Origin of the sequence: Streptomyces sp. NPDC014995, from assembly GCF_043080745.1 — a bacterium.
In the GTDB taxonomy this organism is placed as follows: Bacteria; Actinomycetota; Actinomycetes; order Streptomycetales; family Streptomycetaceae; genus Streptomyces.
In genome coordinates, this window is record NZ_JBIBVX010000001.1 from 779589 (window position 1) to 792723 (window position 13135).

The following is a 13135-nucleotide window of genomic DNA, read 5'->3' on the forward strand; positions in this document are numbered from 1 at the left end:
AATCTCGAACAGCCGAAAGGTAACTTCCGTGCGCATCACCGGAATCAGCACACATGTGGTCGGGACGCCGTGGCGCAACCTGACCTACGTCCTGGTGCACACCGACGAGGGAATCACGGGCGTGGGCGAGACCCGCATGCTGGGTCACACCGACGCACTGATCGGCTACCTGAAGGAGGCCGAGGCCAACCACATTCTCGGCTCCGACCCGTTCGCTGTCGAGGACCTCACGCGCCGGATGAAGTACGGCGACTACGGGCGGGCCGGCGAGATCGTCATGTCCGGCATCGCGGTCGTCGAGATGGCCTGCTGGGACATCAAGGGCAAGGCCCTCGGGGTGCCGGTCTGGCAGCTGCTCGGCGGCAAGGTGACGGACAAGGTCAAGGCCTACGCCAACGGCTGGTACACGACGGAGCGGACTCCGGAGGCGTACCACAAGGCCGCTCAGGGAGTCATGGAGCGCGGGTACAAGGCGCTCAAGATCGACCCCTTCGGGACCGGGCACTTCGAGCTGGACCACCAGCAGACCCTGTACGCCGTCTCCCTCATCGAGGCCGTGCGCGACGCCATCGGGCCGGACGCCGAGCTGATGCTGGAGATGCACGGCCGGTTCTCGCCCGCGACCGCGGTCCGGCTCGCCAAGGAGATGGCGCCCTTCAAGCCCGCGTGGCTCGAGGAGCCCTGCCCGCCGGAGAACCTCAAGGCGCTGGAGAAGGTCGCCGCCAAGGTCGACATCCCCGTCGCCACCGGTGAGCGGATCCACGACCGCATCGAGTTCCGCGAGCTCTTCGACAGCCAGGCCGTCGACATCATCCAGCCGGACGTCGGCCACATCGGCGGTATCTGGGAGACCCGGAAGCTCGCCGCGACCGCCGAGACCCACTACATGCTCGTCGCCCCGCACAACGTCGGCGGCCCGGTCCTCACCGCCGCCTCCCTCCAGGTCGGCTTCACCTCCCCCAACTTCAAGATCCTCGAGCACTTCAACGACTTCGCGGACGCGGAGATCAAGAAGGTCGTCAAGGGAGCGCCGGAAGTCGTCGACGGGTACTTCCACCTGTCCGACGCGCCCGGTCTCGGCGTCGAGCTCGACATCGAGGCGGCCGCCGAGTTCCCGCAGCAGCAGGCCCGCTTCGACCTGTGGGCCGAGGGCTGGGAGCAGCGCAAGCCGAAGGGCACCCAGAAGTGAGTACCGCCGTCGTCGTCGAGGCGCCCGGCGAGCACCGGCTCACCGAGCACACGCCTCGTGAGCCCGGGCCCGGCGAGGCACTCGTCCGCGTGCACGCCGTGGGCATCTGCGGCAGCGACCGCGAGGTGTACCAGGGCAACCGGCCCGAGGGGTACGTCCGCTACCCCCTCACCCCCGGCCACGAGTGGTCGGGGACGGTCGAGGCGGTCGGCGCCGGGGTGCCGGGGTCCCTCGTGGGCCGCAAGGTCGTCGGTGAGGGCTTCCGCAACTGCCAGGTGTGCGACCGCTGCCACGCCGGCGAGACGACCCTGTGCACGGACGGGTACGAGGAGACCGGGTTCACCCAGCCGGGTGCGATGGCCGCCACGCTCACCCTTCCGGCCCGGCTGCTGCACGTCCTGGCCGAGGACGCCGACCTGACGGCGGCGGCCCTGCTGGAACCGGCCGCCTGCATCGCGGCCGCCGCGATCAAGGCCCACGCCCTGCCGGGCGAACGGGTCGCGGTCGTCGGGACCGGGACACTGGGCATGTTCGCCGTCCAGTTCCTGAAGGCGGGCTCGCCGAGCGAGCTGCTGGTCGTGGGCACGCGGAGCGACCGGGAGGCCCTCTCCCGGCAGTTCGGGGCCACCGACTTCCGCACGCGCGACCAGGAGCTGCCCGACGACTTCGACGTCGTGATCGAGACCGCCGGGTCGGCGTCCGCCGCGCAGACCGCCGCCTCCCTGCTGAGGCGCGGCGGGCGGCTGGTGCTGACGGGCATCCCGGCGCCGGGCGCCGACGGGCTCGACCCCACGGACCTGGTCGTACGGCAGCTGGAGGTGCACACCGTCTTCGGGGCTCCGCCGGATGCCTGGTCGCACACGGTGCGGGTGTTCGGGGCCGGGTTGCTCGATCCGCTCCCGCTGGTCACCCACGAGCTGCCGCTCGCCGAGTTCTCCGAGGCGATCGAGCTGGTGGGATCCGGCGATCCGAAGGTGGGCAAGGTGCTGCTCCGCCCCTAGACGTACGCCGGTACGGGGGATCCTGACAGCCCGCGTACCGGCGTACACCCAAGCCCCCCATGCCCTGATCCCCGAATCCCGTCCGAAATATCGAACACGAAGGACAGCTTGTGACGACCGACGCTTCCGCCACGGCCGCCCGTCGACCCGGTGAGCAGGCACTCACCTCACTCGGCCTGGGCGCGCCCGCCCTCGACCCCGCCGACGCCTCCGGCCACACCTTCCCGGGTGGCGGCCGCTGGCGCACCGAGATCCCCTCGTGCGAGGGTCCCGAAGCGCTGGCCGTCGTCCTGAAGGAAGCCTCGCGGCTCGATGTGCCGATCCACCGCATCAGCCAGGGCAGCGGCGTGTGGATGCTGACCGACGCCGAGATCACCGAGATGGTCGAGGCCACCGCCGAACGCGACATCGAGCTGTGCCTGTTCACCGGGCCCCGCGGCACCTGGGACATCGGCGGCTCGACCCGTACCGACTCGCGCGGGGGAGGCCTGAGAGCCCGCGGTCACGACGCGGTGGCCGGCTGCGTGGAGGACGCCGTGCGCGCCACGGAGCTGGGCGTGAAGTGCCTTCTCGTGGCCGACGAGGGCGTGCTGTGGACGCTGCACCGGGCCCGCGAGGCCGGCATCATCCCGGCCGACACCACCCTCAAGGTCTCGGCGCTGATCGGGCCCGTCAACCCGGCCGCCTACGCGGTGTACGAGCGGCTGGGCGCCGACTCGGTCAACGTGCCCAGCGACCTGACGCTCGACCACCTCACCGAGATCCGCCGGGTGTCCGGCGCCCCCATGGACATGTACATCGAAGCCCCCGACGATCTCGGCGGGTACGTCCGGATGTACGAGGTCGCGGAGCTGATCCGGCGCGGCGCGCCGCTGTACCTGAAGTTCGGCCTGTCCAAGGCCCCGGCGATCTACCCCTACGGGCACCATCTGCGGGACGTGACACTGTCCACCGCCAAGGAGCGGGTGCGGCGCGGCCGGCTGGCCCTGGACCTGCTGGCACGGCACGGAGCCGGTGGCGACATGGCCCCTCTGGGCTCGCGGCTGCCCGGTGCGCTGAAGCGGTTCGAAACTTCCGCATAACGTTCCGGACAATCCCCCTTCACAAAAGCTGACGCAGCCGAACACAATCCCACACGCGCCTTTTCTCGGTCCTTCACGCACCGCCCAGGAGCGGCTTCGCCTCTCGGACCGGGGCCCGCCCCTCACCACATCAAGGATGATCACCATGCGTACTCGCAGAGCCGCACTCGCCGCCGTAGCCGGAGCCGCCTCCCTCGCCCTGACCCTGTCCGCCTGCGGCCAGAGCGGCGAGGGCGGGAGCAAGGCGGAGGCGGGCGACAGCAAGGGCGGCACCATCGGCATCGCGATGCCGACGAAGTCGTCCGAGCGCTGGATCTCCGACGGCAAGAACGTCGTCGCGGACCTGGAGGCCAAGGGCTACAAGACCAAGCTGGTCTACGGCGAGGACGACCCGGACCAGCAGGTCTCCCAGATCGAGAACCTGATCACCCAGGGTGTCAAGGCGCTGATCATCGCGGCGATCGACAACAAGTCGCTCAACAACGTCCTCCAGCAGGCCAAGGACGCCAACATCCCGGTCATCTCCTACGACCGCCTGATCCTCGGCTCGGCGAACGTCGACTACTACGCCTCCTTCGACAACGAGAAGGTCGGCCAGCTCCAGGCGAACTACATCGTCGACAAGCTCGGCCTGAAGAGCGGCAAGGGTCCGTTCAACATCGAGCTGTTCGCCGGCTCCAACGACGACAACAACACGAAGTACTTCTTCAACGGCGCGATGAGCGTCCTGAAGCCGTACATCGACAGCAAGAAGCTGGTCGTCCAGTCCGGCCAGACCAGCCTGAACCAGGTCACCACCCTGCGCTGGGACGGCGCCACCGCCCAGCGGCGCATGGACGACATCCTCACCAAGTCGTACAAGAGCGCCCGGGTCGACGCGGTCCTCTCGCCCTACGACGGCATCTCCATCGGCATCCTGTCGGCGCTGAAGTCCGACGGCTACGGCTCCGCGAGCAAGCCGCTGCCGGTCATCACCGGCCAGGACGCCGAGCTGGCCTCGGTGAAGTCGATCATCGCCGGACAGCAGACCCAGACCGTCTACAAGGACCTGCGGGAGCTGGCCAAGGTCGCCTCCAACATGGTCGACGCGGTCCTGAACGACAAGAAGCCCGAGGTCAACGACACCAAGTCGTACGACAACGGCACCAAGGTCGTGCCCGCCTACCTGCTCCAGCCGGTGAGCGTCGACAAGACCAACTACGAAGAGGTCCTCGTCAAGGGCGGCTACTACACCGCGGACCAGCTCAAGTAAGCGTCGACCCTTACGGATTGGAAGGCACGACCATGGCGGGACCCGTCCTGGAAATGCGCTCGATCGTCAAGACCTTTCCCGGTGTGAAGGCGCTGTCGGACGTCACACTGACCGTCCGACAGGGCGAGGTCCACGCCATCTGCGGCGAGAACGGCGCCGGAAAGTCCACCTTGATGAAGGTGCTCTCCGGCGTCCATCCCCACGGCAGCTACGAGGGGGAGATCCTCTTCGAGGGGGAGGTCTGCCACTTCAAGGACATCCGGGCGAGCGAGCAGCACGGCATCGTGATCATCCACCAGGAGCTGGCGCTGGTGCCGTACCTCTCCCTCGCGGAGAACATCTTCCTCGGCAACGAGCACGCCACGCGCGGGCTGATCAACTGGAACGAGACCCTGCGGCACGCCTCCGAGCTGCTGCGCCGGGTCGGTCTCAGCGATCACCCCGAGACCCGCGTCGCCGACATCGGCGTGGGCAAGCAGCAGCTCGTGGAGATCGCGAAGGCGCTGTCGAAGAAGGTGAAGCTGCTCATCCTGGATGAGCCGACGGCCGCCCTCAACGACGAGGACAGCGACAAACTCCTCGATCTCATCCTGGAGTTGAAGAAGCAGGGCATCACCTCGATCATCATCTCCCACAAGCTCAACGAGATCCGCAAGGTCGCCGACTCGGTGACGATCATCCGCGACGGCCAGTCCATCGAGACGCTGGACGTGAAGTCGCCGGAGACGACCGAGGACCGGATCATCAGCGGCATGGTCGGCCGCGATCTCGACCACCGCTTCCCCGAGCGCACCCCGCACGAGCCGGAGGCGGGCGCCGCCCCCGCGCTGGAGATCCGCAACTGGACCGTGCACCACCCGATCGACCAGCAGCGCAAGGTGGTCGACGACGTGTCGGTCCACGTGCGGCGCGGGGAGATCGTCGGCATCGCCGGACTCATGGGCGCCGGCCGCACCGAGCTCGCGATGAGCGTCTTCGGGCGCACCTACGGCCGGTACGCGAACGGCACGGTCCTCAAGGACGGCAAGGAGATCCGTACGAAGACGGTCGCGGAGGCCGTCCAGCACGGCATCGCGTACGTCACCGAGGACCGCAAGCACTACGGCCTCAACCTCATCGACACCATCAACCGGAACATCTCGCTGACCGCCCTGAACAAGGTCGCCAAGCGCGGTGTCGTCGACGAGCACGAGGAGCGGCAGGTCGCCGAGGGCTTCCGCAAGTCCATGAACATCAAGGCGCCGACCGTCTTCGAGCCGGTGGGCAAGCTCTCCGGCGGCAACCAGCAGAAGGTCGTCCTCAGCAAGTGGATCTTCGCGGGTCCGGACGTGCTGATCCTGGACGAGCCCACGCGCGGCATCGACGTGGGCGCCAAGTACGAGATCTACACGGTCATCGACCAGTTGGCGGCCCAGGGCAAGGCGGTCGTCTTCATCTCCTCCGAGCTGCCCGAACTGCTCGGCATGTGCGACCGCATCTACACCATGGCCGCCGGGCGCCTCACGGGCGAGGTCCCGCGTGCCGAGGCCACGCAGGAAGTGCTGATGCGTCAGATGACGAAGGACAAAGAGGTAACGCGATGAGCACCGAAGTGACCGACAAGAGCCCGGTCGCCGCGCCGCCGGGCAAGAGCGGCGGGGCGGGGGGCGGGAACCTGCTCCAGCTGATGCTGGACGGCCTGCGCCGCAACATGCGCCAGTACGGCATGCTGATCGCTCTCGGCCTGATCGTCGCCCTCTTCGCGGTGTGGACCGACGGGGACCTGCTGCTGCCGCGCAACGTCTCCAACCTGGTGCTCCAGAACAGCTACATCCTGATCCTCGCGATCGGCATGATGCTGGTGATCATCGCGGGACACATCGACCTGTCGGTCGGCTCGCTGACGGCCTTCGTCGGCGCCTTCGCGGCCGTGTTGACGGTCCAGCACAACGTGTCGTGGCCGGTCGCGGTCGTGCTCTGCCTGGTGGTGGGCGGGATCGCCGGATCGATCCAGGGCTTCCTGATCGCGTATCTCGGCATACCGTCGTTCATCGTCACCCTCGCCGGCATGCTCACCTTCCGCGGCGTGACGGAGATCCTCCTGGAGGGGCAGACCCTCGGCCCCTTCCCGGACGGGCTGCAGAAGATGGGCAACGGCTTCCTGCCCGAGGTCGGCCCGACCACGAACTACCACAACATCACGCTGCTGCTGGGCCTCGCCCTGATCGTCTTCGTGGTCCTCCAGGAGGTCCGGGACCGCAAGCGCCAGCAGGAGTTCGCGCTGGACGTGGTGCCCCGCAACATCTTCCTGCTCAAGATCGTCTCCATCGTCGCCGCGATCCTCGTGGTCACGATGCTGCTCGCCAGCTACAAGGGCGCCCCGATCATCCTGCTGGTCCTGGGCGTGCTGGTGGTCGGCTACGGCTACGTCATGCGCAACGCGGTGTTCGGCCGGCACATCTACGCGATCGGCGGCAACCTGCCGGCGGCGAAGCTGTCCGGCGTGAAGGACAAGAAGGTCACCTTCTACGTCTTCCTGAACATGGGCATGCTCGCGGCCCTGGCGGGCCTGGTGGTCGCCGCCCGGCTGAACGCGGCCGGTCCGAAGGCGGGACTGAACTTCGAACTCGAGGCGATCGCCTCGGCGTTCATCGGTGGCGCGTCGATGAGCGGCGGTGTGGGCACCGTCCTCGGCGCGATCATCGGCGGTCTCGTCCTCGGCGTGCTGAACAACGGCATGAACCTCCTCGGCGTCGGCAGTGACTGGCAACAGGTCATCAAGGGCATGGCCCTGCTGGCCGCGGTCGGATTCGACGTCTGGAACAAGCGCAAGTCCGGTTCGTGAACCCCGGATCGGGCCCCGCCACCTGGTGGCGGGGCCCGATCCGCGTCGGTCCCCAGGGAGGGCCTCACATGGAAGATCGCCGCGACCGGGCCGCAGGGAACGGCACGCTCTTCGGCAAGCTCGCCGACGGAACGGAGGTCCACCGCTGGGCCCTGGAGAACGGCGGCACCCGCCTGAAGGTCCTCGACTACGGCGGCGTCGTGCAGTCCCTGGAGATCCCCGACCGGCACGGCCACCACCGGAACGTCTCCCTCGGCTTCGACACCATCGAGGACTACGTCGCCTCGAGCCCGTACTTCGGCGCGCTGATCGGCCGCTACGGCAACCGCATCGGCGACGGCCGGTTCACCCTCGACGGCACGCCCCACCGGGTCGACGTCAACGACGGGGCGAACAGCCTGCACGGCGGCGGCCGGGGCTTCGACAGCCGGATGTGGGACGTCGAGCCGTTCACCCAGGGCTCCGACGTCGGCCTGTACCTCTCCCGCACGAGCGCCGACGGGGAGATGGGCTACCCGGGCACGCTCGAGGTGAAGGTCACGTACACCCTCACCGAGCGGGGCGACTGGCGCATCGACTACGAGGCCACCACCGACAGGACCACGGTGGTCAACCTCACCAGCCACGTCTACTGGAACCTCGCCGGCGAGGGCAGCGGCTCGGTCCACGACCACGAGCTGTGGATCGCCGCCTCCCGCTACACGCCCGTCGACTCCGGGCTGATCCCCACCGGTGAACTTGCGGAGGTCGCCGGCACCCCCTTCGACTTCCGTCGGGCCAAGACCGTCGGCGAGGACCTCCGGGTAGCCCACGAGCAGCTGCTGTACGCCAAGGGCATGGACCACAACTGGGTGCTCGACAAGGGCGCCACGGCAAAGCCGCTGCCCGTCGCGACGCTGCGCGACCCCGTCTCGGGCCGCACCCTGCGCGTCTCCACCACCGAGCCCGGTCTGCAGTTCTACTCCGGGAACTTCCTCGACGGCACGCTCGTCGGTACGGGCGGGAACGTCTACCGCCAGGGCGACGCGCTCTGCCTGGAGACGCAGCACTTCCCGGACTCGCCGAACAAGCCGTCGTTCCCCTCGACCGTGCTGCGACCGGGGCAGACGTACCGGTCGACGACGGTCCACTCGTTCGACCGCTGACCCTCCTTCACAGGTGGCACACAAGTTCACACCGGATCCTCAGCGGTTGAACAGTGCCACCCCAGCCTCCGTATGTAGGGACGGCCCGCGCTCCCCCGCGCGGGCCACCCACATGACGACGGGCCCGGTCGTCCCCGCCGGGCCCGCCCCATACGGAGGTTCCATGGCCGACAACGTCACCTCGTTGTTCCGCAGCACCGCGGCGCACAGTCCGTCGATGGCGGCTCTGACGCGTGAGGGCGGCGACGGGGCCGGTCCGGTGGACTTCTGTATCCCCTGCAATCCGTACTTCCCGACCCCGGCCATGCTCGACACCATGTCGGCGAAGCTGCGGGACATCATCACGTACTACCCGAGCAGCGCCGACACGATCACGGCGGAGCTGTGCAACCTGCTCCAACTGCCGCCGCAGGCCGTGGCGATGGGGAACGGCTCGACCGAACTGATCACCTGGATCGACCACCTGCTGGTCCGGGAGTCCCTGGCCGTCCCCGTCCCCACCTTCGGCCGCTGGACCGACCAGCCGATGGAGACCGGCAAGCGGGTCGACATGTTCCCGCTCCAGGAGTCCAGCGGATTCGCCCTGGACCTCGCGCAGTACGCCGAGTTCATCCGCACGCGCGGCACCCGCGTGGCCGTCATCTGCAACCCGAACAACCCCGACGGCGGTTTCCTGCACAAGCACGCGCTGGTGCAGTTCATGGACGCGATGGCCGACCTGGACCTGGTGGTCATCGACGAGTCGTTCCTGGAGTTCGCCGACGCCGAGGCCGAACCGAGCGTCGTCCAGGAGGCCATGATCCGGCCGAACGTGATCGTGCTGCGCAGCCTCGGCAAGAACTTCGGTCTGCACGGCATCCGCTTCGGCTACATGGTCGCCAACCCGTCGCTGGCCGGCCGGGTCCGCTCGATGCTGCCGAAGTGGAACCTCAACGCCTTCGCCGAGTACGTGGTGTTCATGCTCAAGGAGCACGGTCCCGAGTACGCGCAGAGCCTGCTCCAGGTGCGCCGGGACCGCCTCGACATGGCGAGCCAGCTTTCCGCGCTGCCCGGCCTGACTGTTTATCCCTCACAGGGGAACTTCCTCTTCGTGCGCCTTCCCGTGGGCGCCGAGGGCACCGTGGTCCGGGACCGCCTGCTCACCGAGCACCGGATCCTGGTCCGCGAGTGCGGCAACAAGATCGGCTCCTCCAGCCGCTTCCTGCGGCTCGTGGTGCGCCCCCAGGTGGACGTGCGTCGCCTGGTGTCCGGCCTGGAACAGGTGCTCTACGGGACCAGGAGGGGAGCCGCCGTGCCCGAGCTGGGCACCGGGACCAGCTACAGCTCGGGCACGGCGGCGGTGGATCGGTTGATCGGAGCCACCAACGGCGCCGGCATGCAGGGCCTTGCCGCTCAGGCCGTCGGCGCCGGGATGCCGGGGCTCGTCGCGGCTCCGGCCGCCGCCGCCGGCATGCAGATGCCGGCGGCGGCGCAGATGACCGCGTCCAACGGCGCCGGGATGCCGCTGCCGCCGGCGGCCCAGGTGTTCCCCCCGTCGCCGCCCGCCCCGGCCCCGGCCCCGGCTCCGGTCCCCGCGGCGGCGGCCGCGATGGCCCCCGCACCCGCCCCCTCGCCCGCGATGGCTCCCGCCGCCATGGGCCCGGCCGGCATGAGCCCGGCCGCCATGTCTCCGGCCGCCATGAGCCCGGCCGCCATGACTCCGGCCGCCGCCCCGATGGCCCCGGCGGCGGCCCAGACCCCGCCCGGCGTCCCGGCCAGAGGGGGTCTCACCGCCGCCCAGGTACGCGGCACCAACGGCCTCTCCCCCGCCGCGACGACCGGCTGGCCGAACGCCCAGAGCTGGCCGAACGCGGCGGGGATGGGACAGACGGGCTGAGTCACACCCCGTCTCAGACCGGGTTCAGCCTCCACTGCTGGCAGGCGTTGTTCAGCCACGTCCACTGGCGTACGTCGGCGGAGTCGGCCGTGGAGCAGTTGGCGACGTCGGCGACCTTGCCGGTGGCCTGGTTGACGATGCGGACGTAGTCGCTGTCGGTGGCCAGGAAGCGGAACCGCTGGCAGTCGTTGTTCAGCCAGGTCCACTGGCGCAGGTCGGCGCCGTCGGCGGTGGAGCAGTCGGCGGTGTCGAGGACCTTGCCGGTGGCGACGTTCACCAGACGGCTGGTGTCGTCGCCCTGGTCCTCGATGCGCCAGCGCTGGTTGGCGCCGCCGTTGCAGGCGTACTGCTGGACGTTGGCCCCGTCGGCCGTCGAACTCCCGGCGACGTCGAGGCACTTGCCGCTGTTGCGGTTGGTGAGGGTGTACGTCGTCGAGGCGGCGGAGGGCTCTCCCGACGGGCCGGTCTGGCTCGCGCCGAGGCGGACCGGGGTGCCGAGGTTGGGGGTGCCGTCGGAGTTCCAGGTGAACTTCTGCGCCCTCGCCGTACGCCCGTTGTCGCAGCCCTCCGACGCCGCGTCGTTGGCGTGGTAGACGATCCAGTTCTCGGTGCCGTCGGGTGAGGTGAAGAAGCCGTTGTGGCCGGGGCCGTAGACGCCGTTCGCGTCACTGCGCTGGAAGACCGGCGTGGACTTCTTCGTCCAGGAGGACGCGGAGAGCGGGTCGCTGCCCGTCAGGGTGAGCTGGCCGAGTTTGTAGTCGGGGGTCCAGCAGCCGCTCGCCGAGTAGATGAGGAAGGTTCTCCCGTTGCGCTGGAGGATCTCGGGGCCTTCGTTCACCGGGCCGCCCGACGTCTCCCAGGAGTTGGTGGGCGTGGAGACGGTGGAGAAGCCGGTGGCGAGGGTGTACGGGTTGGACATGCGGGCCGCGACGAGGTTCTGGGTGCCGCCGCCGGTCGCGCTGCCGAAGAGGTAGAGCTGGCCGTTGATCGTCGCGACCGTCGGGTCGAGCATCCAGGCCGAGTTGAGCTGGTTCTTGTAGGTGTACGGGCCCAGCGGGTCCGATCCGGCGCTCTCCAGGACGTGCGTGCGCTGGGTCGGGTTGTAGTCGGAGATGTTCTGCCCGGCGACGTAGTACAGGTACCAGCGGCCGTTGAGGAAGTGCAGCTCGGGTGCCCAGATGTTGCAGCAGCGGCTTGCCGCGTCGCCCTGCCACACCTGCACGTTCGGCGCGGTGGCCAGGCCGGCGAGGGTGGCGGACTTGCGGATCGTGATGACGTTCGTCCAGCTCGTCGTCACCAGGTAGTAGTTGCCGTTGTGGTACGAGATCCACGGGTCGGCGCCCTTCTGCGCCTTGACCGGGTTGGAGAAGGAGGCGGCGCTGGCCGATGACTGTCCGAGGGACAGGGCCATCAGTAGCGCGACCAGCAGGGTCAGTAGGCGACGGGCCATCCGCTGCTCCAGTTCAAGAGGTTGATGCCGAGTTTCGGCGTGCCGTTGTCGTTGCCGTCGTAGTAGTGGTAGACGATCAGGTCGCCGTCGGCGTCCTTCATGATCGATTGGCCGCCGGGGCCGATGTACCGCCCGTGCGACTCCAGCACCGGTGTCCCGCCGTTGTTCATGAGCGCGACGCCGTTCTTGTCGTAGTACGGCCCGGTGACGCTGGTGGCGCGGCCGACCTTCACCTTGTAGGTGGAGCTGGTGCCGGCGCAGCAGGTGTCGTAGGAGGCGAAGAGGTAGTAGTAGCCGTTGCGCTTGACGATGTACGGCGCCTCGACGGCCTTGGTCCCGGTGGGGCGGGAGGCGAGGGAGTACCGGGTGGTGTTGGTCGACAGCTGCTTCCCGGTGGAGGGGTTGATCTGGATCATCTTCAGGCCGGTCCACCAGCTGCCGAACGACAGCCACCACCTGCCGTCGTCGTCGACGAAGAGGTTGGGGTCGATGGCGTTGTAGTCGCTGGACGTGGTGGAGGAGTAGACGACCCCGTAGTCGGTCCAGGAGCCGGGCAGGCCGGTGCTGGAACCGGCCAGTCCGATGGCCGACTTGTTGGACCCGAAGGTCGAGACCGAGTAGTACATCAGGTACTTGCCGCCCTGGTACGAGATGTCCGGCGCCCACGCCTCGGTGTTGCCGTACGACGACCACCAGCCCGGCCGCGCCGAGAAGGCGTCGCCGCCGGCGCTGAAGGCGATCCGGTCGGTGGAGGTGCGGTGGGAGAGGCCGCCTCCGGTGGCGTACAGCAGGTAACGGCCGGCGGAGGTGCGGATCATCGTCGGGTCGTGGACGACGGTGGATCCGGTGACGGCCCCGGGGTTGGGGTAGGCGGAGGCGGTGGTGGGGGTCAGGGCGAGTAACACCGCGGCCGGGACGGCCAGAAGCGTGGCCCTGCGGGAGGTGCGGGAGGTGCGGGGGGCGCGGGGGGTGCGGCTCATGCGGACGCTCCTTCAGTGGGGGTTCGCTGTTCGCCATATCGAACAGCGGTCGCGTCGTCGGACGGGACCGTAGAGTCGAACCCCTACCGCGTCAATGGTCCGCGCACGGTCACGCGAAAAACTTCGGAAACGCCGGGGCCCCTTGTGGGTCGACCGGTCAGGTGCCGTCCAGCCACCGACGCGCGGCGGCCCGGTCACCCAGGCCGCGGAGACCGGAATCCCTCTTCGCCACCCAGTCGGCGAACTTCCTCACAACGCACAGCTCCCCCGGAGGTGTCTCCGGGGGAGCTGTCGTTTCACTCAGCCCGCGGTGGGCCGGCGGAGCCCCGCGTCACG

General features: G+C 68.9%; 10 protein-coding genes. 8 read left to right on the plus strand and 2 right to left on the minus strand.

Annotated features, from left to right (window positions below):
- The first annotated feature begins 28 nt into the window (after positions 1–28).
- The 8 genes from ACF1A1_RS03535 (at position 29) to ACF1A1_RS03570 (ending at position 10369) form a co-directional block, all read left to right on the plus strand.
- Complete coding sequence (locus ACF1A1_RS03535; RefSeq protein ID WP_391644993.1) at positions 29–1189, plus strand: mandelate racemase/muconate lactonizing enzyme family protein; 1161 nt, start codon at positions 29–31, stop codon at positions 1187–1189.
- Positions 1186–2190, plus strand: a complete 1005-nt coding sequence (locus ACF1A1_RS03540; RefSeq protein ID WP_391644995.1) for a zinc-binding dehydrogenase — start codon at positions 1186–1188, stop codon at positions 2188–2190. Before ACF1A1_RS03535 ends, ACF1A1_RS03540 begins: the two co-directional genes overlap by 4 nt.
- Before the next feature lie 110 nt (positions 2191–2300).
- Positions 2301–3272: a hypothetical protein gene (locus ACF1A1_RS03545; protein WP_391644997.1), complete on the plus strand. Its 972-nt coding sequence runs from the start codon at positions 2301–2303 to the stop codon at positions 3270–3272.
- Between the two features lie 145 nt (positions 3273–3417).
- Positions 3418–4524, plus strand: a complete 1107-nt coding sequence (gene chvE, locus ACF1A1_RS03550) for a multiple monosaccharide ABC transporter substrate-binding protein (RefSeq protein WP_391644999.1) — start codon at positions 3418–3420, stop codon at positions 4522–4524.
- A gap of 32 nt (positions 4525–4556) precedes the next feature.
- The gene (gene mmsA / locus ACF1A1_RS03555) at positions 4557–6107 is read left to right on the plus strand and encodes a multiple monosaccharide ABC transporter ATP-binding protein (protein ID WP_391645328.1); all 1551 of its coding nucleotides are present in this window, start codon (positions 4557–4559) and stop codon (positions 6105–6107) included.
- On the plus strand, positions 6104–7348 hold the full coding sequence (mmsB, locus tag ACF1A1_RS03560; protein ID WP_391645001.1) for a multiple monosaccharide ABC transporter permease: 1245 nt from the start codon (positions 6104–6106) through the stop codon (positions 7346–7348). The genes mmsA and mmsB overlap by 4 nt, the downstream gene beginning before the upstream one ends.
- Before the next feature lie 68 nt (positions 7349–7416).
- Positions 7417–8493: an aldose epimerase family protein gene (locus ACF1A1_RS03565; RefSeq protein ID WP_391645002.1), complete on the plus strand. Its 1077-nt coding sequence runs from the start codon at positions 7417–7419 to the stop codon at positions 8491–8493.
- Between the two features lie 163 nt (positions 8494–8656).
- Complete coding sequence (locus ACF1A1_RS03570) at positions 8657–10369, plus strand: pyridoxal phosphate-dependent aminotransferase (RefSeq protein ID WP_391645004.1); 1713 nt, start codon at positions 8657–8659, stop codon at positions 10367–10369.
- A 13-nt stretch (positions 10370–10382) separates the two neighbouring features.
- On the opposite strand, the gene ACF1A1_RS03575 is transcribed toward ACF1A1_RS03570, so the two are convergent.
- On the minus strand, positions 10383–11819 hold the full coding sequence (locus tag ACF1A1_RS03575; RefSeq protein WP_391645006.1) for a family 43 glycosylhydrolase: 1437 nt from the start codon (positions 11817–11819) through the stop codon (positions 10383–10385).
- Positions 11801–12799 carry an arabinan endo-1,5-alpha-L-arabinosidase gene (locus ACF1A1_RS03580; RefSeq protein WP_391645008.1) on the minus strand — a complete coding sequence of 333 codons (999 nt, stop codon included), beginning with the start codon at positions 12797–12799 and terminating at the stop codon, positions 11801–11803. The genes ACF1A1_RS03575 and ACF1A1_RS03580 overlap by 19 nt, the downstream gene beginning before the upstream one ends.
- Between the last annotated feature and the right edge of the window lie 336 nt (positions 12800–13135).

Bases quoted from the DNA above. Each gene is read 5' to 3' on its own strand.
- chvE (WP_391644999.1), top strand. From the start codon at position 3,418: ATGCGTACTCGCAGAGCCGCACTCGCCGCCGTAGCCGGAGCCGCCTCC.
- mmsA (WP_391645328.1), top strand. From the start codon at position 4,557: ATGGCGGGACCCGTCCTGGAAATGCGCTCGATCGTCAAGACCTTTCCC.
- mmsB (WP_391645001.1), top strand. From the start codon at position 6,104: ATGAGCACCGAAGTGACCGACAAGAGCCCGGTCGCCGCGCCGCCGGGC.
- ACF1A1_RS03565 (WP_391645002.1), top strand. From the start codon at position 7,417: ATGGAAGATCGCCGCGACCGGGCCGCAGGGAACGGCACGCTCTTCGGC.
- ACF1A1_RS03570 (WP_391645004.1), top strand. From the start codon at position 8,657: ATGGCCGACAACGTCACCTCGTTGTTCCGCAGCACCGCGGCGCACAGT.
- ACF1A1_RS03575 (WP_391645006.1), bottom strand. From the start codon at position 11,819: ATGGCCCGTCGCCTACTGACCCTGCTGGTCGCGCTACTGATGGCCCTG.
- ACF1A1_RS03580 (WP_391645008.1), bottom strand. From the start codon at position 12,799: ATGAGCCGCACCCCCCGCGCCCCCCGCACCTCCCGCACCTCCCGCAGG.